Source organism: Microtetraspora sp. NBRC 13810 (genome assembly GCF_030268685.1).
Classification (GTDB): domain Bacteria; phylum Actinomycetota; class Actinomycetes; order Streptosporangiales; family Streptosporangiaceae; genus BSRQ01.
In genome coordinates this window covers 75871-99499 of record NZ_BSRQ01000017.1, presented here as the reverse complement: position 1 = coordinate 99499, position 23629 = coordinate 75871, and the positions used below count along the sequence as shown (strand labels likewise).

Sequence of the window (23629 nt, the reverse complement as noted above, 5' to 3'; positions counted from 1 at the left end):
GCGTCCGGCGACATCGGCCGGGCGGCCCCTCCTTCCCGGCGTCCCTCGGCCGAAAGGCCGATCCGCGCGGAGTGCTGGCAGAATCGGCACGTGACGACGCGGGTGCTGATCGCCGACGACCAGGCGCTGGTGCGGACCGGGTTCCAGATGATCCTGGAGGCCCAGGCGGACATCGAGGTGGTGGCCGCGGTCGCCGACGGCGCGGAGGCGGTGGACCAGGCGCGGACTCTCCGGCCGGAGGTGTGCCTGCTGGACATCCGGATGCCCAAGCTGGACGGGCTGGAGGCGACCAGGATCCTCGCCGGTCCCGGCGTGCACGACCCCATGCGCGTGGTCATCGTCACCACCTTCGACCTGGACGAGTACGTGTACGGCGCGCTGCGGGCGGGGGCGTGCGGCTTCCTGCTCAAGGACAGCGGCCCGACGCTGCTCGTGGAGGCGGTCCGGGCGGCGGCCGTGGGCGACGCGCTGGTCTCGCCGTCGGTCACGGTACGGCTGCTGGAACACCTGGCCCGCCCCCGGCAGACCGTCCGGCCCCCGCGCGAGCCGCTCACCGGCCGGGAGATGGACGTGGTCAGGCTGGTGGCCAGAGGGCGGACGAACCAGGAGGTGGCGGCCGAGCTGTTCGTCTCGCTGTCCACGGTGAAGACGCATCTCGGCAGCATTCAGGCCAAGCTCGGCGCCCGTAACCGGGTGGAGATCGCGGCCTGGGCATGGGAGTCCGGCATCGTGCGGTGATCACGATTAGCGGGAGCGCGGACGGGATACAAGAAGGGCAACGTCCTTCAGCGCATCCCGGGGGGAGAGATCCATGCGCTTCGTCCCTCCACCACCCCGCAGGTCCGCCGCGGCGGTGTACGCGACGCTTTCCGCGCAGTTCGCGGCGATGGCCGCCCTGGTGACCTTCGAGGCGGTCCGCGGCAGGCGGCTGGCCGAGGAGATCGCCACGCTCGACGGCGACCCGCACTCCCCCGGCGCCCAGGCGGTGGCCGGAGCCGCGACGGTCTTCGCCGTCCTCCTGCTGCTGGCCGCCGCCGCCACCTTCGCCGTCGCCCTGGCCTACGCCGTCTGGCTGGTCCGCGCCGCCCAGGCGAACGACCCGAAGACCAGGGTGGCCGGCCGGGTGATCGCCGGCTGGCTGATCCCCGGCGTCAATCTGGTCGCCCCGCCGCTGATCGTGGACCACCTCTGGCGCGGCGCCGACCCGCCTCCCGGCCGCCGGGCGCGCTGGCTCACCCTGCTGACCGCGTGGTGGCTGTGCTCCGCCGCCGCCTTCACCCTCGTGGTCCTGCGCCTCCCCCTGACCGGCCCCGTCACCCGCGGCCCCAGCCCCCAGCTCACCGGCTTCGGCCCCGCCGAGCTGACCGCCGTGGCCCTCGCCGCCCTCCTGTGCGCCGCCACCGTCCGCGAGATCACCCGCCACCAGACCTTCCGCACCCACCCCCACCGCGCCCGCCCCGGCACCACCACCCCCCGCCCCATCGCCTTCACCACCGGAAAATAACCGAACAAAAGGCAATTAACCCAAAAAACAGCCCGAGAGAGTTTTCGAAACGCGCCCCATGGAAATGGCAAGCGTGAGTAATCTCTCGCCCATGCCTTCGAACGAACACGAGGCGCTGATCCAGCTTTTCCGTAACCGGCCCTCCCTGGCCACGGAACTGCTACGCGAAGCGCTGCACGTCCCCGTACCCGACCACAACGAAGCCACCATCGAATCGACGGAATTCAGCGACGTCACGCCGACCCAGTATCGCGCGGACGCGGTCGTCGTGCTTTCCGCCGCCGGCAAGGCGGTGCTGGCGGTGGTGGTCGAGGTACAACGCAAGCGCGATCCTGACAAAAGATGGACATGGCCGGTTTATCTCGCCACTCTGCGCAAAACCATGGAATGTCCCGCCGTGCTGCTGGTGGTGTGCACGAACGACCGCACGGCCGCCTGGTGCGGGACCGCCATCGAGATGGGCCACCCGGGGTGGACCCTGACACCCCTGGTCGCCGGGCCCAAGAGCATGCCCGCGATCACGGACCCGCAGCACGCCGCCCGCGCCCCGGAACTCGCCGTCCTGTCCGCCCGCGCCCACGGCTCCTCGGCCGACGGTTTCACCATCGTGAAATCGATGATCAGCGCGCTCCCACTGGTGGATGATCAATTCAGGAACATGTACTGTGACATCGTCCTCCCCGAACTTCCCGAAGATCTGCGACTCTACGTGGAGAAAATGTTGAAAAGCGAATACCAGTACCAAAGCAACTTCTTCCGGGACCAGCTCGCCGAGAGCAAGGCGGAAGGCCAGGCCGAAGGTGAGGCGCAGGCGCTGCTTCTCTTCCTCTCGGCTCGGGGGATAGAGGTGCCGGAGGAGGCTCGGGCGCGGATCAGCGGGTGCGCCGATCTGGCGCAGTTGCAGGAATGGATTCAGCGGGCCGCGACCGTGGAGACGGCGGACGAGCTGTTCGCTTAGGTCAGGCGGACTTTCTCGTGGGGGGCGGGCCCGAGCTGCCGGGGCTGGCGTGCCAGAGACGGCGCGGCGGGGCGGATCCGGACACGGGGGCTATGTCGGCATAGGGAGAGAGCCGGTAGCCGTTGGCGTATTCGATCTGCCGTCCGCCGACATCCGGGCCGGAGGCGGGCCGGGACGCCGGGGTGGCGGACAGGAGCGCCTGTACGGCGGGCAGGCCGTCCTCCCGCCAGACGCGGTCGAGCTCGGCGAGGTTCCAGCAGTCCACCGCGCGCAGCGTGACCGACCTGGCGCCGGTGCGCCTGACGACTCCCCGGGCGACCATCAGCCACGAGCCGAAGACCGTCGAGGCGCAGTGCCCCTGCACCGACTCGAAGAACGTCAGGTCGACGGGGCCGGTCGAGTCGTCCAGCGTGGTGAAGATGATCCGCTGGCCGGACCGGATGGCCGGGGTCTGCGTGCTCACCTTGACCCCGGCGACCAGGATCTCCGCGCCGTTGCGCTGGGCCAGCAGGTTCGCGGAGCGCACCACGCCGATCGCGTCGAGCAGCTCGTCGTGGAAGCCGATCACGTGCTTGCTGACGTCCATGCCGAGGATGTCCAGCTCCGCCTCCACCATCTCGCTCTCCGTCATCTCGGGGAGTTCTCCCGGCGCGACCCGCTCGGTGAAGCCCAGCGGCATCTGCACCGCCGTGCTCGCGGCCGAAGGCGCGCGGGTGGTGGCGACACGGGAGGCCCGGTCGATGACGCCGACCTGGGCGATCAGGTCGCGCCTGGTCAGCTCGCCGGGACGCCAGCGGGGACCCGCTCCCGGGGCGAGGCCGTGCACCTCGTCCAGCCCGCCGACCTGGACGATCCGCTCGGCGATCGGGCGTGACGGGCGGGCCCGGTCCCAGAAGTCGGCCAGCGACGTGTACGGCCGGCCCGCGACGATGCGGTCCACCTCCGCCTCGCTGATCCCCTTGACCGCCGAGAACGGCACCCGCAGGCCGTACCCCAGGCCGATCTCCCCGACGGCCACCTCCCCGTCCGCGGGCGGATCCGCCCGGGGGCCGACGCGTTCCACCTGCCAGTGCCCGCCGGAGCGGTTGACGTCCAGCGGGAGGACGGTCACGCCGCACTGGCGGGCCTCGTCGAGGATCACCCTCGGCGGGTACATCCCGGGCTCGTGGGTGAGCACGCCGGCGAAGAACGCCGCCGTGTGGTGCCGTTTCAGCCAGGCCGACTGGTAGGTGGGCAGCGCGAACGCGGCGGCGTGCGCCTTGCAGAACCCGAAGGCGCCGAACGCGTCGAGCACGTGCCAGGACCGCTCGACCGCCTCCTTGTCGTACTCCGGCCGCACCATGTGCTCCCACCAGGCCCGGACCTTCTCCCTGCCCTCGGGGGTGTCCAGGGTGCGGCGGACCCGCTCCGCCTCGGACAGGCCGCAGCCGGTCATGGCGTGCACGATCCGCAGGATCTGTTCGTGGAAGATGACCACGCCGTTCGTCTCGGCGAGGATGTCGCGCAGGTCGTCGTGCGGGAAGAGGACCGGCCGCCAGCCCTGCCTGCTCTCCAGGTAGGGGGTGACCATGTCGGAGTTGACCGGCCCGGGGCGGAACAGCGAGATGTCCACGATCAGGTCGTGCATCGTGCGCGGTTCCACCTTGGCGACGAGGTCGCGCTGGCCCGGCGACTCGATCTGGAAGCAGCCCAGGGTGCGGGCCGCGCAGATCAGGTCGTAGGTGGCCGGGTCGTCGTGCGGGACGGCGTCGAGGTCGATGCCGGCGCCGTCCACCCGCTTCACCTCGGCGAGCGCGTAGGCCAGCGCCGACTGCATGCGCACGCCCAGCACGTCGAGCTTCAGCAGCCCGGCCTCCTCCACGTCGTCCTTGTCGAACTGCGACATCGGGAAGTCCAGCAGGCTGCGCTCGACCGGGGTGCGGTCACGCAGCCCGGCGTTGCCGATCAGCACGCCGCACGGGTGCAGGGCGATGTGCCTGGGCAGCCCGTCGAGCCGCTCGGCCAGCCGGAACACCGTCTCCAGCACGCGGTCGCTCAGCCCGCTGCCGCGCAGCTCCGGCAGGTCGGACAGGGCGGCGCGGATCTGGCGGGCCCTGATGTGCGGGAACGCCTTGGCGATCACGTCGGTCTCGTGCGGCGGCAGCCCCATGGCCGCGCCGACGTCCCTGATCGCGCTGCGCGCGCGGTAGGTCTCCATCATCGACACGCAGGCGACGCGGTCTTCGCCGTAGTGCTCGTGGATCGCCCGGTAGCAGTCGAGGCGGCGGGCGGACTCCACGTCGATGTCGATGTCGGGCAGCCCGACCCGGCCCTCGGACAGGAAACGCTCCATGAGCAGGCCGTGGTCCAGCGGGTTCACCTCGCCGATGCCGATCAGGTAGTTGACCAGGCTGCCCGCGCCGGAGCCGCGGATCGCGCAGCGCACGTCCATCCCGCGGATCAGGTCGGTGATCCCGGCCACCGCGACGAAGTATCCGGACAGCCGCTTGCGCTCGATGATGTCCAGCTCGGCGGAGAGCCGCTCGCGGACGCCTTTGGAACGCTCCAGCCCGCGGGCGTACAGGCCGTCGGCGCAACGGTTGCGCAGCAGCGGGACCGGGTCCTTGCCGATCTCGGGCAGGTGCAGCCGGGGCGGGTCGTTCCGCAGCGCCAGCAGCTCCAGCGGGGAGAGCGCGCAACGCTCGGCGGTGTCCCTGGTCACGGAGAGCAGGCGGCCGGCCCGCCGCGTGTCGCCGCCGCAGATCCGCACCGCGACCTGGGCCATCTCCTTGTGGCTCTTGAGGTAGGCGTGCGAGGTGGAGTGCTCCAGGTGGCGGGGGTGCAGCGGGACCAGCTTGCGGGCGGCGTCGAGCACGTCGCCGACCTGGTAGTCGGCCGGGTCGAGGTGGCGCGCGGCGTTGGTCAGCACGGCGGGCACACCGGTCCGGTCGGCCAGGGCGAGCATGCGGGCCGCGGTGTTCCCCTCGCGGTGGCCGTACTGGTCGACGACCTCGACGGCGAGGTGGGGGGCCGCCGCGCGCCACTCCCGCAGCAGCGCCTCGGCCTGCTCGTCGCGGCGCGCGGCCACGGCGCGGCCGACGTCGGAGGCGGGGCCGAGGAGCACGACGAGCCCTTCGGCGTGTCGCCCGACCAGCTCGCGGGTGACCCGGGGCTCGCCCCGCTCCCCCGCGTGGTGCGCGGCGGTGACCAGCCGGGCGAGGAGCGGCCAGCCGTCGCCGCCGCGGGCCAGCACGGTCACCCGATGCTCCCGCCGGGCGTCCGCGCCGGAGACGGGCCCGGCCCCGGAGACGGACAGGGTCAGGTCGGCCCCGACGACCGGGGAGATCCCGGCCTCCAGGCACGCCTGGGCGTGTTTGATCACGCCGTAGAGGCCGTCGCGGTCGGTCAGGGCGAGGATGTCCATCCCGTGTTCCGCCGCGCGCCGGGCGAGCGCCCCGGGGAAGGCGGTGCCGTAGCGGAGCGAGTAGGCCGAGGCGACGTGCAGGTGGGCGAACATCAGTCCCACGCCCTCAGCAGCAGCCATCCGCCGCTGGCGGTGTCGAACCGCAGCTCGTAGGTGCCGGGCGTGCCGCCGGGGGTGGCCTCGACCCGCCAGAACCTGCGCTCGCCCGGATCGGTCTCGGAGGTCTTCCACCACTCCCGGGCGACCACCCAGTGGTCGAGCACCTGGCGCACGGCGTAGAGGCGATCGCGCCAGACGAATTGGCTGGGCTCCCCGTCTTTGGTCCAGACCTCGATGGGGTCGCCGTAGAGTCTGCTCAAAGCGGTCTTCTCCCTGGGGCTCCGGCTGTCCTACACGTGAGCCACCCGGGGGAAGACGGGTGCTGTCTCGAACATATGTTCTCCAGTCAGCCTACCGCAAGTCGCCGTCCTGTCCAGCCAGGGACGGGTTCACGCCGCCCGGGCTCCGGGTCGCGAAGACGACGCTGCCCGCCCGGTAGCGGTCGTCGGACCACTCCACGGGCCGCCCTTCCGCGGTGCTGGTGAGCCGCCGCCTGCGCAGCAGCGGGCTGCCCCGCCGTACGGCGAGCAGCCGGGCCTCCTGCACCCCCGCGGCGACCGCGTCGATCAGGTGCTCGCCGTGCCGGAAGGCCAGCCCGGCCGTCTCGCCCAACGCGCCGACGACCGACTCGCACCCGGGTTCCAGTACCTCGACGGCGGGGACGACCCAGCTCGCGTAGACGGCCCGCTCGACCAGCACCGGCACGCCGTCCAGGGTGCGCAGCCGCAGCATGGACAGCACCTCCTCACCCGCGCAGACCGCGAGCCGCACGGCCTCGGTGGCCGACGCCTTCCTGCGCCGCCGCCCGATCACCTCCCCGCCGGCCCGGTGCCCGAGCGCCCCGGCCCACCGCGCGAAGTCGTACGGCTCGCCGAAGAGCTGGTCGCGTTCGCCGCGGAGCACGACGCGGCGAGCGCCCTGCCGGGAGCCGACGAGTCCCTCGCTGGCGAGCAGGGCGACCGCCTGGCGCACGGTGCCGCGGGCGGCGGAGTGGCGGGCGGCGAGCGCGGCCTCCGAGGGCAGGTGCGATCCCACCGGATAGGTCCCCCCGAGGATGGCCTCGCGCAACTCTGCCGCGATCTGCTCGTACCGCGCCGGCATGGTTCCCCCCTCGCCCGGCTGCGCACAGCCGGGAGACACGCCCTGACCGAAGAGATGACTGCCATCAAGCATGATCGATCGGCGAACCCGCAGGTCACACGTTATCCCGTTAGATGACGACCGTTCACGGAACGGCCACTGATTACCTGATCTGACGCCGTTAGCTTGTTCGCACAAGTTTTGTCCTGTCGCGCAACAAATGCCTGACGGCCTGTCTGGGAGACCCCTGTGATCACTAACCGTGTCCGCGTGGCGGGCATCGCCGCCTTCCTGCTGATGGCCGCTGCGGCCTGTGGCGCGGCACCGGAAACCGCGACCACGACCGCCGCGGGCGGCGTGAACGCGCGCACCGCGTCCTCCGCCCAGGACTTCGGCGGGCTGGACAAGCTGGTCGAGGCGGCCAAGAAGGAGGGCAAGCTGCACGTCATCGCGCTGCCCCCGGACTGGGCCAACTACGGTGAGGTCATCGCAGCCTTCAAGACGAAGTACGGCATCGAGATCGAGAGCGAGGACCCGAACGCGGCCAGCGCCGACGAGATCAACGCGGTGAAGACCCGCAAGGGCCAGGACCGCGCCCCCGACGTGCTCGACCTCGGCCAGTCCTTCGCGCTGAGCGGCGCCGCCGAGGGGCTCTTCGCGCCCTACAAGGTGCAGACCTGGGACAAGATCCCGGACGCCCAGAAGGACCCGAACGGCCTCTGGTTCAACGACTACGGAGGCTACGTCTCCATCGGGTGCGACGCCGGGAAGATCCCCACCTGCCCGACCACCTTCGCCGACCTGCTCAAGCCGGAGTACAAGGGCAAGGTCGCGCTGAACGGCAACCCGACCAAGGCCGGCGCCGCGTTCGCCGCGGTCTACGCCGCCTCCCTCGCCAACGGCGGCTCCTTCGACGACATCCAGCCCGGCATCGACTTCTTCAAGAAGCTGAAGGACGCCGGCAACTTCAACCCGGTCGAGGCCACCCCCGCGACGGTCGAGAAGGGCGAGACCCCGATCACCCTGGACTGGGACTACCTCAACGCGAAGTACGCCGACCAGTTCAAGGCCAAGGGCGTGAACTTCCAGGTGGCGGTGCCGAGCGACGGCGTCTACACGCAGTTCTACGCGCAGGCCATCAACAAGGACGCCCCGCACCCGGCCGCCGCGCGGCTGTGGATGGAGTTCCTCTACAGCCCCGAGGGCCAGAACCTGTGGCTGAAGGGGTACGCCCGCCCGGTGCTGCTGCCGGCGATGCAGGCCGACGGCACCGTGGACGCCGCGCTCGCCGAGAAGCTGCCCAAGGTGGAGGCCGAGCCGTCGTTCCCGACCGAGGCGCAGACCACGAAGGCCCAGGAGACGGTGGCCGCGGGCTGGGCCGCAGCGGTCTCCGGCTGACATCGTGACGACGATCGACCCGGGTACGGCCACCGCCGGCCGTACCCGTGCGGCGAGGCCCGCCAGGGGCCGGACCGCGGGCAGGCGCGCGTGGACGGCGGCGCTGCCGCTGCTGGTCTTCGTGGGGGTGGCGTTCGGCATCCCGGCGATCGCCATGCTGATCGGCGCGTTCACCGTGGACGGCTCCCCGAGCACCGAGAACCTCACCGAGACCCTGACCGGCCCCTACCTGCACGCCCTGCGCAGCAGCGTCGAGCTGTCCGCCGTGGTGGCCGTCGCGGGCGCGGTGCTGGGCACGTTCGTCGCCCAGGCCGTGGTCACCTCCAGGTTCACCGCGCTGCGCGAGGTTGTGCTGACCGCCTCCGGGGTGCTGGCGAACTTCGGCGGCGTCCCGCTGGCCTTCGCCTGGATCGCCACGCTCGGCAACTCCGGCGTGCTCACCCGGGTCCTCGGCCTGGACTCGATCGGCTGGAGCCTCTACAACTTCTGGGGCCTGGCCCTGGTCTACCTGTACTTCTCGATCCCGCTGATGGTGCTCGTGGTGGTGCCCGCGCTGGACGGCCTGCGCCCGAACTGGCGTGAGGCCGCGCAGAACTCCGGCGCCACGACCTGGCAGTACTGGCGGCACGTGGGCATCCCCGTGCTGGCCCCCGCGCTGCTCGGCGGGGTGGTGCTGCTGTTCGGCGGCGCGTTCGCGGCCTACGCGACCGCGGCGGCGATGGTCGGCACCGTCGTCCCCCTGATCACCCTGCAGATCGCCGACGCGCTCGGCGGCAACGTGCTGGTCGGGCACGAGGGGATCGCGCTGGCGCTCAGCCTGGACATGATCGTGGTGGCCGGCCTGGTGATGGCGATCTACCTGCCCATGCAGCGGAGGAGCTCCCGATGGCTGCAGTGACCCCCGCGGCGGCCCCGGTGGCCGCCCCCTCCGCCGCTCCCCCGCGCCGCGGGTCCACGGGCCGCCGCCGGCCGTGGCGCGGCCTCGTGCTGGTCGTCGCGGCGGCCTACTTCCTGATCCCGCTGGCCGCGTCGTTCTGGTTCAGCGTGGACGTGCCCGGCCAGGGCTTCTCCCTCGCCGCCTACCTGGAGATCTTCTCCGCCGACGGCTTCACGCGGAGCCTGCTGCTCTCGCTGGCGCTGGCCACGACGACGATCGTGGTGGTGCTGCTGATCACCCTGCCGGCCGCGCTCGCCGTACGGCTCGGCGCGGCGCGGCTGCGGCCCGTGCTGGAGGTGATCTGCACGCTGCCGCTGATCGTGCCGCCGATCACGTTCGTGGCCGGGATCAGCACGGTGCTGCGCTGGGGGCCCGACCATCTGGCCAGCACGCCGTTCTGGGCGACGCTGATCGCGATCCAGAACCCGGACTTCCCCGTCGTGCTGGCGCTCGCCTACGTGGTGCTGGCGCTGCCGTTCGTCTACCGGGCGCTGGACGCGGGGCTCGGCGCCCTGGACGTGCGCACGGTGGTGGAGGCGGCGCGGAACCTGGGCGCGTCCTGGCCCCGGGTGATGTTCATGGTGATCATCCCGAACCTGCGTTCCGCGCTGGCCGGCGCGTCGTTCCTGACGCTCGCCCTGGTGCTCGGCGAGTACACGATCGCGAGGCTCCTCGGCTTCGGGCCGTTCTCGGTCTGGATCGTGACGATCTCCGGCTCCGACGCGCAGCTCTCGGTGTCGGTGTCGGTGCTCAGCCTCCTGCTGACCTGGGCACTGCTGTTGGTTCTCTCGTCGATAGGAAGGAAGCGCACGTGACCGCCAGTGTGGAGCTCAGGGGGCTGCGCAAGACCTTCGGGCAGGTCTACGCCCTGGACGGGCTGGACCTGACCATCCAGCCCGGCGAGCTGATCACCTTCCTCGGCCCTTCGGGATGCGGCAAGACCACGGCCCTGCGGTGCGTGGCCGGGTTCGAGCACCCGGACACGGGGGCCGTGCTCCTCGACGGGGCGGACATCACCGCGATCCCGGCCAACCGCCGGGACGCGGGCATGGTGTTCCAGTCCTACAGCCTCTTCCCGAACCTGTCCGTCCGCGACAACGTGGCCTTCGGCCTGCGGATCCGCAAGGCGCCGGTGGCCAGACGGCACGCCCGCGCGGCCGAGTTGCTGGAACTGGTCGGCCTGCCGAGCCACGGCGACCGCTACCCGCACCAGCTCTCCGGCGGCCAGCAGCAGCGCGTCGCCCTCGCCAGGGCGCTCGCCCTGGAGCCGCGGGTGCTGCTGCTCGACGAGCCGCTGTCCGCGCTGGACGCCAAGGTCCGGGTGGCGCTGCGCGAGGAGATCAGGCGGCTCCAGCTCTCGCTGGGCATCACCACGATCTTCGTCACGCACGACCAGGAGGAGGCCATGGCCGTCTCCGACCGGGTCGCGGTGCTGCGCGCCGGCCGGCTGGAGCAGTGCGCCACGCCCGCCGAGATCTACGACCGGCCCGCGACGCCGTTCGTGGCGGAGTTCGTCGGCACGATGAACCACGTGCCGGGCACGCTCGTCGGCGACAAGGTGCGGGTGCTCGGCCGGCTGCTGCCGGTGGACGGCCCCGCCCCGGCCGGCCCGGAGGTCAGGGTCCTGATCCGGCCGGAGGCCGTGCTCGTCGCCCCCGACGAGCAGGGCGCCGGCACGGTGACGGCGTCCTCCTTCCGCGGCGCCTCCGCCCGCCTCCGCCTCGACCTGGGCCCCGACGGCGAGATCATCGCCGACGTCCCCGGCCACGAGTCCGTACGGCTGGCGCCGGGCACGAAGGTCGCCGTCCGCCTGGTCGAGCGGCCCGTCCTGGTGGCGGCCCCGGAGGCCGTGCGGGAGCCGGCCGCCGCCTGACCGCTTCCCGGGGATCGGCGCGGGTCCATCATCGGTAGGCTGAACCCCCACATGACCATGCGAGCGGGTAGGGCAAGCGGTGAACGAGCTGAGTCCGGGTGAGCCTCATCAGATAGGTCGATACCGGTTGCTCGGCCGCCTCGGACGCGGCGGCATGGGCACGGTGTACCTCGGCGAGGACGTCTCGGGCCGGCAGGTCGCCGTCAAGGTGATCAACCCGGAGTACAGCCGGCACGAGCCGTTCCGGATGCGCTTCCGGCGGGAGGCCGACGCCGCCCGCCGGGTGCGCAGGTTCTGCACGGCCGCCGTGCTGGAGGCCGCGCTCGACGGCGACCAGCTCTACGTCGTCACCGAGTACGTGCCGGGGCCGAGCCTGGAGGCGGCGGTGGCCGGCTCCGGGCCGCTGCGCGGGTCCAGCCTGGACGCGCTCGCCGTGGGCGTGGCGACCGCGCTGACCGCGATCCACGGGGCGGGCGTCGTGCACCGCGACCTCAAGCCGTCCAACGTGCTGCTCTCCCCGGTCGGCCCGCGGGTGATCGACTTCGGCATCGCCCGCGCGCTGGACACCCTGGACGGCATCACCGGCACCGGCGAGATCATCGGCACGCCGCGGTACATGTCCCCGGAGGTGCTGCGCGGCGAGCCGGTCTCGCCCGCGTGCGACGTGTTCTCCTGGGGCTGCCTGGTGGCCTTCGCGGCCTCCGGCCGGCCGCCGTTCGCCGGTGAGACGCTGCCCGCCGTGCTCTTCCACGTGCTCAACAGCGCGCCGGAGCTGTCCGATCTGGAACCGGTGATGCGCGATCTCGTGAGCCGGGCGCTGGACAAGGACCCCGCCAGGCGGCCCACCGCGCAGCAGTTGCTCGACAGCCTGGTGGGCCGCGCCGCCGTACCCGAGCAGGCCGCCTCGACGGTGCGGAGCACCTGGGTGCAGGAGAGCGGACCCGCCCCCGCCCCCGCCCACGGCGGCGGGTGGCGCAGAGGGCTGTGGACCGGCGTCGCGGCCGCCGCCGTGGCCCTGGCCGCGGCCGGCGCGGGGGTCGTCTGGGCGCTGTCGCCGGGCGGGCCGCCGCAGGACCTCGCGCTGCTCTACCAGGACGACTTCACCCAGAGCGGCACCGGCTGGGACGGCAGCACCTACAACAGTGACACCACGTCCTACGGCTACTCCCCCGAGGGCTTCTACGCCATCGACGTGTGGGGGGACAACGCCTCACGGGCCGAGGACGCCCCTATCCCGTTCGTGCCCGAGCCGCCCGCCACGCCCGACCCGTCGGCGACGCCGACCCCGGTGACGCCGGGCAGACTGCTCCTCGGCGTGGACGTCTCGGTCAGGCAGGGCACGAAGGGCGCCGGCGAGTACGGGCTGTACTGCCGCGGCGGCGACGGCTACAAGGCGACCCGGTACGAGTTCCTGCTCAACACGACGGGCGGGGTGCGGATCCGGCGGGTGCAGAACGGCGGCGGCGGCGACCTCGCCATGGGCACCGTGCCCGTCACGCAGGGCAAACCGGTGCGGCTCCAGGCGGAGTGCGGCGCCGGACCCGGCACGGTCACGCTCACCATGTGGGTCGACGGCGAACAGGTCCTGACCCACACCGACAGCACCCCGTTGCCCAACGGCCAGGTCGGCGTCCTCGCCCGGGTCGGCGAGAAGAGCTCGGCCGTGCTGAAGACCTCCTTCGACAACTTCAGCATGAACGGCTCCGCGCCCCAGTCCGTGACCCGCGGAAACTGACCACCAGTAACGATCAAGGGAGCCTTGTAAGGATGCGTGCCATCGTCATCTCCGCCAACGGCGGCCCCGAAGCCATGGAGTACGTGGAGTGGCCCGACCCCGTGCCCGGACCAGGTGAGCTGCTGGTCGACGTGGCCGCGAGCGGGGTCAACTTCATCGACGTCTACCACCGGGAGGGCCGCTACCCGCTGGAGCTGCCGCTGGTGCTCGGCAACGAGGCCGCCGGCACGGTGGCCGCGGTCGGCGAGGGCGTCACGGAGTTCGCCGCCGGCGACCGGGTGGCCTGGGCCAACGTGATGGGCACCTACGCCGAGCGCGCCGTGCTGCCCGCCGCCAAGGCACTGCCAGTGCCCGACGGCCTGGCCCTCGACGTCGCCGCCGCGATCCCGCTCCAGGGCATGACCGCGCACTACCTCACCCACTCGGTGCACCAGGTGAAGCCCGGCGACGACGTACTCGTGCACGCCGCGGCCGGCGGCATGGGCCTGCTCCTCGTCCAGATAGCCAAGCTCCTCGGCGCCCGGGTGATCGGCACGGTCTCCAACGACGAGAAGGAGGCCCTGGCCCGCGGCGCCGGCGCGGACGAGGTCCTCCGCTACGACGGCTTCGCCCAGGCGGTACGCGACCTGACCGGCTCCGGGGTGCACGTGGTGTACGACGGCGTCGGCGCCACCACCTTCGACGGCAGCGTCGCGTCCCTGCGCCCTCGCGGCATGCTGGCCCTGTACGGCGCCGCCAGCGGCCCGGTCCCCCCGGTCGACCCGATGGTCCTCAACCGAGGCGGCTCCCTCTTCCTCACCCGCCCCACCCTCGCCCACTACGTCGCCACCCGCGAGGACCTGCTGTGGCGCGCGAACGCCGTCTTCGACTGGGTCGCCACCGGCAAACTGCACATCCGCGTCTCCGAGCGCTACCCCCTCGCCGAGGCCCGCCGCGCCCACGAGGACCTCCAGTCCCGCCGCACCACCGGAAAGCTCCTCCTCATCCCCTGACCCCGGACTCGGCGTGCACCCCGGCGGCGTCCGTGAGCTCCTGCGACGCCGCCGGGGCGGACATCGATTGAATCGCCCACGTCCAAGGCCAGTTGGAGCCGTGGTGGTCACAGACATTCGTCGTAAACATCGATGGATACATGCGCAAGTCACTGCTCACCCCTGAAGATGACGGAGGCCAAGATGTCGAATAACATCGACTGCCATCGATCTCAGGAGCGGCTGTTGAAGACGGGGCCGATCGGTGTACTCGCCCTGGAAACGGCTGTTAAGACCTCTAAACTGCCTGACCGAACAAGAACCCCGGGCCACAGCCGAAACCCAACGACTCCGGTGCACACGAGCATTCGTCGCAGCGTTCGCCATCTACGCCAATGCCGACCCAGTCGCTGACATTGGCGGGTATGGTCGGCGCTTCTCGTGCATGAGGGTCCAAGCCCGGCACGGAAGCGTCATGGCTCGGTTCATCCAATCTCTCCATCCCCCATCCAGGCCAGAACCTCGCCCGAACACTCAGTCGCGATGCGATATTCGGAGCGTATTTACCTGCTCTGCCACTCCCTGCCAAGCCGCCTACCCACAACTTCAAGCTTTTTATTCAAATAAAAATCGGCGGGCGAGCCTAGATCAGCTTGGAGAATATACTTCCGGGCCTCACCTGGCGCAACTACCATCAGGTCGAGAGCGGCATCAATCCGGTCTTCCACCTCCTGCGCGCAAGCCAAGACCTCATACAATCTCCTCAAAAGTTCTCTATTCCGGCAAGGCTCCATAACGGCTTCAACATAATCGCTCGGCGGCCTGTATCCGTGACACTCCACATAATGATACACCAGGTCGGGCGACGAATATATGACACCATTAGCCGAGAATAGATGAATCTCCGCACTCCCAAGGCATACCTCAACCCCCGTGCTCATCGTAACTTTCGGCTGCCCCACCCGACCTCGCCTCACACAGAAACCGCAGCGGCGAAAGCCCCGGGTTTGATTTCTGGGTACTGCCACATGCAATCGAAGGGTATCCAGAAAATCCGCTGGCACCGAATCCATCGTGTGCGGCCTCCACGAACTAAGCCATCCGACGTTTCGATCCGGAATCACTGAGGTGCTATAGGTATATTTTGACAAGTCCCGAAAATACGCCATAGCCGCTTTTCTCCTAAACAGGCAGCCCAGTGGCACATCCCCATGTCCGGTTTCAATAATTCCGACAAGGATGTTCTCGATCGAACAGTGGCCGACGGCCTACCCCTCGCCAGATCCACCGTCCGCTGACGTTGCCGTTAACTACTACTGTCAGACCCGCGACGATAGTACTCAGAATTGCGCAAGCGCTCCGATTCCAAGAAAGTGTTCAGCTCATCGAATAGCACGGCGACAGCTTTCGGACTCTCTTCACGCATAGCCGCCACCCAGAAGTCGTTTCCCATATCGGGATAGGCGATTCTGACCAGCAATACCGGCAGTGCAAGATTTGCACCAAGCCCCGACTTGGCCGCCAGCCATTCCCGGAACCCTTCCAGGAATCGCCAATCAGTCGCCGCGTCAACACCCGTCAGAAATGCAACCATTTCACCGAGCGTGCTGAGCCCGTACGCGCGTGGGCGTCTACGCACGTCGGCAAGCCTTTCATGCAGTTCCATAGCCCCCACCCGCTACCTGGGAGCCGGACTGAAGACAAGATCATCCCCATACTCCCAATTTGCTCGATAGTTGGCCATTGATTCACCGTATCTTCCTGTAGTCGCATCGAATACTCGACCATCCTTCACGACGACATCGTGATAGTTCCAACCGCTGTCGACGCCGCGGTACTTACCCAACTGGGGCGCACCGTATCGGTCCGTTAGCCGCATGATGTCACCACCGATGACCGACTGAATATGGTCGGCTACCTTCTCACATCCACCGGTTCCACATACCTGCGCTGCCGTTTTAGGCTTCCAAGTTTCTCCCAGGTCGGGGCCACAACCTGAATTGTGAACCAGGACCGGCGTCCCGCCCGCAAGCACATAGTACGTGTGCAGGCGATCGACGGTCAGATTATAGACACGCTCCGGCGCGTTCCACTTCTTGACCGCCGTGATCTGAACGTAAGTTCCGACCGAGGTTCGGAGCCACATTCCTGGCTGCAGCTCACCGGCATCGAGCCACACACGCAGATGAGGAAGCCAGAACGGGTGACCGTCTGTTGCAATGATTGATGCTGTCGATGTACCGCGTTCGCCGTCGACGTCCACAGTGATGGCGACGAGCGACTTGGCCCCTTCACCCACGATGAGCGCAGTGACATCTTCGGCCACAGTCTCGCCCGTCTCGGAATTCGTAGCGAGGACCTTGTCGCCGATTTTTACTTCTTCGATCGGTTTCTTCGTACCATCAGCAAGTAGCACTTCTGTGCCTGCAACAAAACTATTGCCAGGCAAGCAGTCCGTCGGTGGACGTGGACCTAACGGGGCCCGAGGTGCAAGCGGAGCCAGTACCCCGGGCGCCAGCACCACGGGGGCCAGCACCACCGGCGCCAGCGGAGCCGTGATTATCGGAAGTATCGGAATGATCGGCGGAAGCTCAAATCCATCACTGGAGTCGTGATCCTCCCCTTGGGGCTTGATATCACTTCCCGCCCCGCCCCCGGCATTTGGACATGCCCCTGGGATGGTCGAATAGATCGTCCCCGGATCACAGAGATTGCCGCCACCGGACGAGTTTGTCCCTATATCCCCGTTGAATTCTATCCATTCAGTGGTGCCCGCATAGTCGTCCGGGCAACCCATCCCGCGAACGCAGGTGTATGGAGTCTTTGCGGGCGGAGGATTACGGTCGACCGTCACATTGTCCGGGTGGTTTTTGAACCATGGCGCGCTTGGATCGAAATTCGTCCCAGTGTGGGGATATATGGTCGGTTTAGGATTGGCCTTCGTTCCTGGACCTCTGACCGGGTTACCGCATGAGGTGCACGGCGACGGCCTTCTTATCGGCGGGTTAGCTTTCGGCGGAACGGGTGTGGGCTTGCGTGGATTGCTCTTCGGCGGACTGCTCTTCGGTGGACTGCCGCCGCCCCCCTTGTTGGGACACTTATTCGCGAACTCGGCGCAAGCGTTCGGCTGCGCTACCGGCCTATTACACTGGGGCCGTGGGTCAATCCACCTGCACGCTCCCATTGCCACGTCTTTGTGGCGCGGAGCAGTAGATTGCGGAAAGGCGACGATAAAACACCCTGCTCCCCCCACCACGCCCCCGACCGCAGTCGCGGTGACACATTCGCTCCCTGGCAGCCCGGGGCGAGGTCGAGTCGCAGCGTGCCCGCTCGGATCTATGTAGCCCAGAGGGTTGGCATTCCCGTAGGTGTACCGGTTTGCTTGAACAGAAGGAGAAGGGGGCAGCGTCCAGTCGTCGCGGGAGGCGAAGCCGCCGGTGCCTGGCTGGTACCAGCGGGCGTTCATGTTGACCTTGCCGGTGCCGGGGTCGGTGTATTCGCCCTGGAATCCGAGCGATCGGGCGGTGCCGGTTCGGGCGACGACTTCACCGAAGGGGCTGTAGGCCGTCGAGTCGACCAGGGCGGTGCCGGAGAAGGTGGCGACCAGGTCGCCGTGCGCGTCGGTCATCGTGCCGGCTGCGGCGGTGCCGCCTTCTTGCAGGCCGAGGAGTCCGCCGAAGGGGTCGCGGCTGTACTTGGCCTGGACGGTTCCGCTCGCGTCCAGAACGGCGGCGATGTCGTTGTCCAGGCCGGAGTAGACGAAACTCTGCTGGCTGCCGGCTTTGGCACGGCCGGTCATACGCCCGAAGGCGTCATAACCGTAGGTGGTCTCGCCGTCGGTGATGAGCCGGTCGAAGGCGTCGAAGACCAGGTTGCGGGTGGTGCCATCTTTGGTCTCGGTGGCGAGGGTGCCCCGGGGGGTGTAGGTGTAGTCGGTTCCGCCCCCGGACAGGAGGCGGTTGCGTTCGTCGTAGGTGAAGGTGTCCTCGCCGGCTTTGATGCGGTTGCCGGAGTCGTCCCAGGCGTAGTCGGTCGTTCGCCCGTCGGGGTCGGTCCAGGAGGTCAGCCGTCCGGCCTGGTCGTAGCCGTAGGTGTTGTTGCCCGCGCCCGCCGTGCCGCTGGTGGCCTTGGAGGTGAGGTTGTCGTCCTTGTCCCACCCGTAGGTGATCTTCGCGAGCTCGGCCCCCGTCCCGTTCTTCAGGGTGTGGGTTTCCGGGCGGTTCATCGCGTCGTAGGTGTAGGACTGCGTGGTGGCCGGACCGGCCGAGGTCAGCGAGGTGAGCCGGTCTGCGTCGTCGTAGGCGTAGGTGGAGGTGCGTCCGGTGACCGGGTCGCCTGCGGTCCGTAACCGGTCGGCGTTGTCCCAGGTGAAGTCGGCCGTACCGGCGGCGTCGACGCGCTGGGTCGGGTTGCCCAGCGCGTCGTAGGCGTAGGTGGTGGACGGACCGGTGGGCTTGGCCACCTTCGTGAGCAGGCTCCGGTCGTTGTACTCCAGCCCGTAGTCACCGACGGAGGTGTTCCGCCCGGCGGTGTCGTAGCCGTAGGTGCGCACCGGGGTGGCCACCTGCGCGCCGCTGCCGGTCTGCTTGGTGAGCCGGCCCAGGTGGTCGTACTCGCGGTCGATTCTGACCCCGCCGGGCTGGAGGGTCGCGATGTTGTTGCCCGCGATGTCGTACAGGTTGGTCCAGGTCCGGTCGGCCGCCGCGGGGTGGGCGGTGGTGGCGGGTTCGGTGAGGGTTTCGGCCAGGCCCAGCGTGTTGTAGGTGGTCCAGGTGGCGTTCCCGCGGCCGTCGGTGAGCCGGGTCTGCGCGCCGGTGGCGTCGTAGCCGAAGGTCGTGGTGATCGACTTGGCGGCGGAGACCGGTTCGATCAGCTTGGTCAGCTGACCGAGCGCGTCGAACTCGCGCCGGGTGACGTGTCCTTCGGCCGAGGTGGTGGCGGTCGGGTTCCCATCGGCGTCGAAGCCGAAGCCGAACGTGCGCAGCGTGGCCCCGGACTTGTTCAGATCCTTGGCGGTGACCTGCCGCCCGGCGATGTCGTACTCCGCGACCGTGGCATTGCCGAGGGGGTCGGTGACCTTGGTCGTACGGCCCAGGTTGTCATAGGCGATGGCCGACACACGGTTCAGCGGATCGGTCACAGTAGTGACCTCGCCGGCCGCGTTGACCCCGTAGATCGTGGTCCGGTTGCCTGTGCCCGGTACCACCTTGTGCGTCAAGTTCCCGGCGTCGTCGTAGGTGTACCGCGTGGTGTACACGGCCGTGGTCGGCTTGCGTTCGATCTGGGTCCGGGTGACGGCCCGGCCCAGGTCGTCGTAGGTGGCCTCGGCTCGCGCCCCGGTGGGATCGATGACGGCAAGCTGCTCGCCCAGCAGGTCGTACTCGGCCATCCACTGCCCGCCAGGACCCGACGGCCCAGGATCGGTGACCCGCACAAGATTGCCCAGCGCGTCGTACTCGTTCGTGGTGACGAATCCGCGCGGATCGGTGATCTTCGTGGTACGGCCGGCGGCGTCGTAGGCGTAGGAGATCTTGGGGGTGACCGCGGTCCCACCAGGAGGGGTATACGGCGTGCCGGTGTCGGAGAGTGGACGACCGGCCTTGTCATAAAGGCTGGTGGTCGCGCGTCCCTCGGGATCCACGACGTGCGTTCGCAGACCGAAACTGTCGTACCCATAACGAGTGGTAGGCCGCGTAGTGCTCGCTGTACCAGCCTTCTCCACCGTCACTTGCGGCTCTTTGACCTCCACGAGTCGGCCGAAGACGTCGTAGCGGGAGGTTGTGGTGAAGTCAGCAGCGCCGGCGTCAGCTTGGTTACCACGGGGGGAGGTCTCCTGGACCAGCAGGCCGCGATCATCGTAAGCCCACGTGGTGACGAGATCGGTGTCCCCGTTGTCCACAGTTTGCCGGGTGACCTGGTTCAGGGTGTTGTGGTCGTACTCGACTACCTCCTGTCGGGTGGTCGCCGAGCCGGTGAACGTCTCCTTGGTGACGTTGCCGACCGCGTCATAGGCGTAGGCGGTCTTGCGCCTGAGCGGGGCGGGGGTGGAGGCAGGGTCGAAGGTGTCGGAGGTCAGCAGGCCTGCCGCGTCATACACATACTCCGCGGTGACAGCCTTGTTTCCTCCAGTCACGGTTTTGGTGAGCTGCCCAGCGGCGTCGTAGGTGTTGTCTGTCAGGACCACGTCCCTGGCCGTCGTGGAACCGTTCAGCAGCGCGTCGTCGGCGATGACCTGGGAGAGGAGGTTGTCGTTGAAATATTTGTATGAGGTCTTACGGCCCATCGCGTCGGCCTGCGTGGCCAACCGCCCGCCGGGGTCGTAGGAGTAGGACTCCAGCACCGCATCCCGTGGAGCTTGCGGGTTGACCGGGCTGCCGGTCCAGTTCTTGATCGTCGTGGACTGGAACTGGCCGCGTTCGGTGTAGGCGTAGGTGAACTGGGTGCCCATCTCGTCGGTCGTGGCAACCTGTGCGCCGATGTTGTCCCAGGTGGTGGAGATCACAGCGCCTTCGGGACCGGTCGTCTTCTTCACCCGGCCGTGGTCGTCGTACTCGTAGATCGTCTTGCTCTCGGGGTCCCCGCCGGTCAGATCGGAGAGGGTTTCGGTGAGTACGTTGCCGTCCGCATCGTAGGTGTAGCTGGTCCGGGCTGTGTGCGTGACATCGCTGACCTCGTTGCGGACACCGGGGCTGGTCCGCGTGAGTATCCGGCTCATCCCGTCATAGGTGACGGTGGTTGTCACACCGTCGGGGTGGGCGTCAGAGATTTGGGTCTCGCCGACCAGCCGACCGATCGCGTCATAGGTGTACTTCATCACCAGACCGGCAGGGCTGGTCTTCTCCGCCAAGTCACCCGCTGCGGTGTACCGATAGGTGGTCTCGTTGTTCTTGGCGTCCTTCTCGGACTCCAGCAGGCCGGCCGGGGTGGTTCCACCACCGACCGCGGGCTCGGTGCCGTCGGTGTAGGTATAAGTGACGGTCCGGCCGTTGGGGAAGTCCGGGGTCGCCGGGGTCCTCTGCCTGGCCACGTCACCATGGACGGTGTACTCGGTCGTGGCGGCGTAGGTGTCGTCCTCTTTCCCTGCGGAGCGGCCGTCCCTTGACGTGATCAACCGGTCGTTACGCGCGTCGAAATGATCGTCTTCGTTGACGTGGTAGGAGTAGTAGCTCGTCTGGCAGTTGTTCGCGGATCGGCATGTGGTCCGGCTGAGCAGGTTGCCGCGCCTGTCGTTGGACTGGCGGGTGATGTTGCCGTTCGGATCGGTGATCTTCTTGACGAAGCCGCGTCTGTCGAAGTCGTAAGTGGTGATCGCGGAAACCCCACCGCGCGGGTCGGTCACCTTGGCCAGCCGGTAGCCACGCCAGGCGTCGTGGTCGTAGATCAGGGTGCCGCCCTTGGGATCGGTAACCTCCACCCTGGCGAACCCGGTGTCGTAGGCGTAACCTGTCTCGCCGATCTTCCAGGTACCGCCGTGCTGATCGGTGTGGGTGGCGATCCGGTCGTTGACCGGGTTGTAGGTGTTCGCCGCCCATACCTTCCCGGACGGCAGAGTGATCTTCGCTAGTTTGTTGGCGACCTTCGCCCTGGCCGCGTAGTGTGTGCCGATCTCGGCCTCGGTCAGCGGCTTGCCGTAGACGGCGAACTCATCGATCGTTCCCTGGAACGGAAACGCGCCTCTCACAGCCGGGCCACCTGGCGTGTCGGTGTCCCACCCGTTGGCCCGGTCTCCGCTGCCGACGTAGGCGGTCATCAGATACTCGAGAGAGGCCTCCGCGGTCAGCTCGCCTACCGCTTGACCGTCCAGGTAGAGCTTCTGCTGCTGACCGGACACGTTAAGCACGACGTGATGCCACTGGCCGTCGTCAACCCGGCCGGTAGTGGTGATCGGCGGGATCGCATTGCCAACGCGGTCGACGGCGCCCAGTCGCCCGCGTAGCCGTCCATCGGTACCGACATAGATCATCGCGTACGGTGCGCCAAGTGGGTAGCCACTCCGGCTGGCGGAGAGGATCACACCGTTGACGGAGGTCTTGAACCATGTCTCGACCGACCCCTGGTTCTGCCGCCGCGACAGCATGAAGGACGGCAGTTGCATGGTCGACCTGGTGAACTCCACCGCGGTGTCGGTGGTCCCCTGCAGCACACCAGCCTGCCCCGTGGTCACCTGGTGGTACACGCCAGGCCCGCCGTGGGTTCCCTCGTTGGCCGCATGCTCGAATTCCTTGTCGCCGAGCCGGAAATAGCCGACCGGCTCGGCATCGAGCACCAGGTTGCGATAACGCGACCCATCGCCGTACTCGAATCCGGTGCAGTTCGGCGCCGCGACAGGGGCGCACACACTGGTCAGGTTCCCGGCGGTGTACCGATAGGTCCAGGTCAAGGGCTGGCCGTCGACGGCGTCGGTGGAGACCGAGGCCACCTGCGCCCCCGTCCAGGTGAAGTGCAGCGATCGGCCGCCTGCCGCGCTGACCTTGGTCAGTTTGCCGTCGGATCCGTAGTGCAGAGTCTGGGCGCGGGCGCGGCTGTCGACGACTTCCAGCAGTCGGCCCTGGGCGTCGAACAGGTAGGTGGTCGAGGACTTGTCCATCAGTTTCCAGCCGCCCGGCTCGACCTCGGCCAGTGTGGCGTGCATGCCCGGCGGTGGCTGGAACTGACCGTCCCCGTCGGCGGCGAACCGCACTTGGCGGCCATCGGGATAGGTGACCAGCAGCGTCTCCGCCTCGCTCGGCCTGTTCTCGGCCACGATCTTCATGTCCCAGCGGGTCGACCAGCCCGCCCCGAAGATCCCATCCGTACGCGGGTCAAGGCTGTTGTAGGTCCGGACCACCGACAACGGCGGGCCCGCGGTCGCCACCGACGCGTCGGTGAACTGGGTCGTGTAGTTGCCCGACGCCTGGTAGAACTCCTGGCCGTTGGCGCCCCGCTCGCCCAGCGTCGAAGTCGTCGCGGGCTGGTGAACCCCGGTGGTGAACAGGCGCTTGTCCGTTATGGTCTGGGTACCTGACGCGGGGTCATTGACCCGCACCCACCACTCGTACTGTTTGCCCCACTCCAGTTTCCCGGCCGGTACCCGCCAGGAGCTCACGCCGTCCAGTCGTCCCGACTCCACACACAGCGGCACAGGAGGCGGAGCACCCGGATCGGTCTCCTCTTCGTCCTCCTCCGGTTTCTCACACACATGGAAGAAGAACCGGAATGACCCGGCGGTCCCACCACCAAGGCTGGTGACCTGGACCGTAAGCAACGGCGTCAGCGATCCGGACAACGCCTGATGGTCTGGGTGCTGATCATCAATGAATGGCGCCAAGGCGACAGCAGCCGCACGATCGGCCGACTCGGCCCGCTGCACACCTTGTGGAAGTTCTCTCTTGCCCGCATCCACATCGAGGTCAGGTCTCGTCGATGCGGTGAACCGGTCTTCCAGCGGGACCGCCCCCTCGGGCTTCTCCGCCTCTCGCGCGGGAATACCCGGCTTGGCCGATGTGACAGTCTCGGCCGTGCCAACCAGCGGCGGCAGTCCCGCGGCCGACCCCGTCAACTGGTCTGGTGTGTCGGGAGGCGCGACCGCCGCAGCCGCCGGCGTCGCCCAATTCGGCAACGCCTGAACCGACAACAAGCCCGGCAGAGTCAGCAACGTGACAAGCAGCGTCCACCAGGACATTCGAACGGCA

At 68.6% G+C, this 23629-nt stretch carries 15 protein-coding genes; 9 read left to right on the top strand and 6 right to left on the bottom strand.

What is annotated here, in order from left to right:
* Positions 1 to 90 precede the first annotated feature (90 nt).
* The 3 genes from QSK26_RS29050 to QSK26_RS29040 all read left to right on the top strand — a co-directional run bounded on the left by QSK26_RS29050 (position 91) and on the right by QSK26_RS29040 (position 2462).
* On the top strand, positions 91 to 738 hold the full coding sequence (locus QSK26_RS29050; protein ID WP_285778467.1) for a response regulator: 648 nt from the start codon (positions 91 to 93) through the stop codon (positions 736 to 738).
* A gap of 73 nt (positions 739 to 811) precedes the next feature.
* Complete coding sequence (locus QSK26_RS29045; protein ID WP_285778466.1) at positions 812 to 1504, top strand: DUF4328 domain-containing protein; 693 nt, start codon at positions 812 to 814, stop codon at positions 1502 to 1504.
* A gap of 91 nt (positions 1505 to 1595) precedes the next feature.
* The gene (locus tag QSK26_RS29040; protein ID WP_285778465.1) at positions 1596 to 2462 is read left to right on the top strand and encodes a hypothetical protein; all 867 of its coding nucleotides are present in this window, start codon (positions 1596 to 1598) and stop codon (positions 2460 to 2462) included.
* Between the two features lies 1 nt (position 2463).
* Here QSK26_RS29040 and QSK26_RS29035 read toward each other — a convergent pair whose 3' ends face one another.
* The 3 genes from QSK26_RS29035 to QSK26_RS29025 all read right to left on the bottom strand — a co-directional run bounded on the left by QSK26_RS29035 (position 2464) and on the right by QSK26_RS29025 (position 7065).
* Positions 2464 to 5985, bottom strand: coding sequence for a DNA polymerase III subunit alpha (locus tag QSK26_RS29035; RefSeq protein ID WP_285778464.1), 3522 nt, complete (start codon positions 5983 to 5985; stop codon positions 2464 to 2466).
* The gene (locus QSK26_RS29030) at positions 5958 to 6224 is read right to left on the bottom strand and encodes a DUF6504 family protein (RefSeq protein WP_285778463.1); all 267 of its coding nucleotides are present in this window, start codon (positions 6222 to 6224) and stop codon (positions 5958 to 5960) included. The genes QSK26_RS29035 and QSK26_RS29030 overlap by 28 nt, the downstream gene beginning before the upstream one ends.
* A 91-nt stretch (positions 6225 to 6315) precedes the next feature.
* A complete protein-coding gene (locus QSK26_RS29025) occupies positions 6316 to 7065 on the bottom strand; it encodes a GntR family transcriptional regulator (protein WP_285778462.1) in 750 nt (249 codons plus the stop codon).
* A 228-nt stretch (positions 7066 to 7293) separates the two neighbouring features.
* Here QSK26_RS29025 and QSK26_RS29020 point away from each other — a divergent pair, with 228 nt between their 5' ends.
* The 6 genes from QSK26_RS29020 (at position 7294) to QSK26_RS28995 (ending at position 13979) form a co-directional block, all read left to right on the top strand.
* Positions 7294 to 8442, top strand: a complete 1149-nt coding sequence (locus QSK26_RS29020; RefSeq protein ID WP_285778461.1) for an ABC transporter substrate-binding protein — start codon at positions 7294 to 7296, stop codon at positions 8440 to 8442.
* Between the two features lie 4 nt (positions 8443 to 8446).
* Positions 8447 to 9340, top strand: a complete 894-nt coding sequence (locus tag QSK26_RS29015) for an ABC transporter permease (protein ID WP_285778460.1) — start codon at positions 8447 to 8449, stop codon at positions 9338 to 9340.
* Positions 9328 to 10194: an ABC transporter permease gene (locus QSK26_RS29010; RefSeq protein WP_285778459.1), complete on the top strand. Its 867-nt coding sequence runs from the start codon at positions 9328 to 9330 to the stop codon at positions 10192 to 10194. The genes QSK26_RS29015 and QSK26_RS29010 overlap by 13 nt, the downstream gene beginning before the upstream one ends.
* Positions 10191 to 11252: an ABC transporter ATP-binding protein gene (locus QSK26_RS29005; protein ID WP_285778458.1), complete on the top strand. Its 1062-nt coding sequence runs from the start codon at positions 10191 to 10193 to the stop codon at positions 11250 to 11252. Before QSK26_RS29010 ends, QSK26_RS29005 begins: the two co-directional genes overlap by 4 nt.
* Positions 11253 to 11331: 79 nt before the next feature.
* A complete protein-coding gene (locus QSK26_RS29000; protein WP_285778457.1) occupies positions 11332 to 12987 on the top strand; it encodes a serine/threonine-protein kinase in 1656 nt (551 codons plus the stop codon).
* Positions 12988 to 13019: 32 nt separating this feature from the next.
* Entirely contained in the window at positions 13020 to 13979 is a 960-nt protein-coding gene (locus QSK26_RS28995; RefSeq protein ID WP_285778456.1) for a quinone oxidoreductase family protein, read from the top strand.
* A gap of 542 nt (positions 13980 to 14521) precedes the next feature.
* Here QSK26_RS28995 and QSK26_RS42150 read toward each other — a convergent pair.
* From QSK26_RS42150 to QSK26_RS28980, 3 genes are all read right to left on the bottom strand, one after another.
* Positions 14522 to 15127, bottom strand: coding sequence for a DUF7919 family protein (locus tag QSK26_RS42150; protein ID WP_502888758.1), 606 nt, complete (start codon positions 15125 to 15127; stop codon positions 14522 to 14524).
* Positions 15128 to 15264: 137 nt separating this feature from the next.
* Complete coding sequence (locus tag QSK26_RS28985) at positions 15265 to 15624, bottom strand: hypothetical protein (protein WP_285778454.1); 360 nt, start codon at positions 15622 to 15624, stop codon at positions 15265 to 15267.
* 12 nt (positions 15625 to 15636) lie between these two features.
* Complete coding sequence (locus tag QSK26_RS28980) at positions 15637 to 23619, bottom strand: polymorphic toxin-type HINT domain-containing protein (RefSeq protein ID WP_285778453.1); 7983 nt, start codon at positions 23617 to 23619, stop codon at positions 15637 to 15639.
* Between the last annotated feature and the right edge of the window lie 10 nt (positions 23620 to 23629).

Coding starts and splice junctions, on each gene's coding strand:
- QSK26_RS29045 (WP_285778466.1), top strand. CDS start 812: ATGCGCTTCGTCCCTCCACCACCCCGCAGGTCCGCCGCGGCGGTGTAC.
- QSK26_RS29040 (WP_285778465.1), top strand. CDS start 1,596: ATGCCTTCGAACGAACACGAGGCGCTGATCCAGCTTTTCCGTAACCGG.
- QSK26_RS29035 (WP_285778464.1), bottom strand. CDS start 5,985: ATGGCTGCTGCTGAGGGCGTGGGACTGATGTTCGCCCACCTGCACGTC.
- QSK26_RS29025 (WP_285778462.1), bottom strand. CDS start 7,065: ATGCCGGCGCGGTACGAGCAGATCGCGGCAGAGTTGCGCGAGGCCATC.
- QSK26_RS29010 (WP_285778459.1), top strand. CDS start 9,328: ATGGCTGCAGTGACCCCCGCGGCGGCCCCGGTGGCCGCCCCCTCCGCC.
- QSK26_RS28995 (WP_285778456.1), top strand. CDS start 13,020: ATGCGTGCCATCGTCATCTCCGCCAACGGCGGCCCCGAAGCCATGGAG.
- QSK26_RS42150 (WP_502888758.1), bottom strand. CDS start 15,127: ATGGCGTATTTTCGGGACTTGTCAAAATATACCTATAGCACCTCAGTG.
- QSK26_RS28985 (WP_285778454.1), bottom strand. CDS start 15,624: ATGGAACTGCATGAAAGGCTTGCCGACGTGCGTAGACGCCCACGCGCG.
- QSK26_RS28980 (WP_285778453.1), bottom strand. CDS start 23,619: ATGTCCTGGTGGACGCTGCTTGTCACGTTGCTGACTCTGCCGGGCTTG.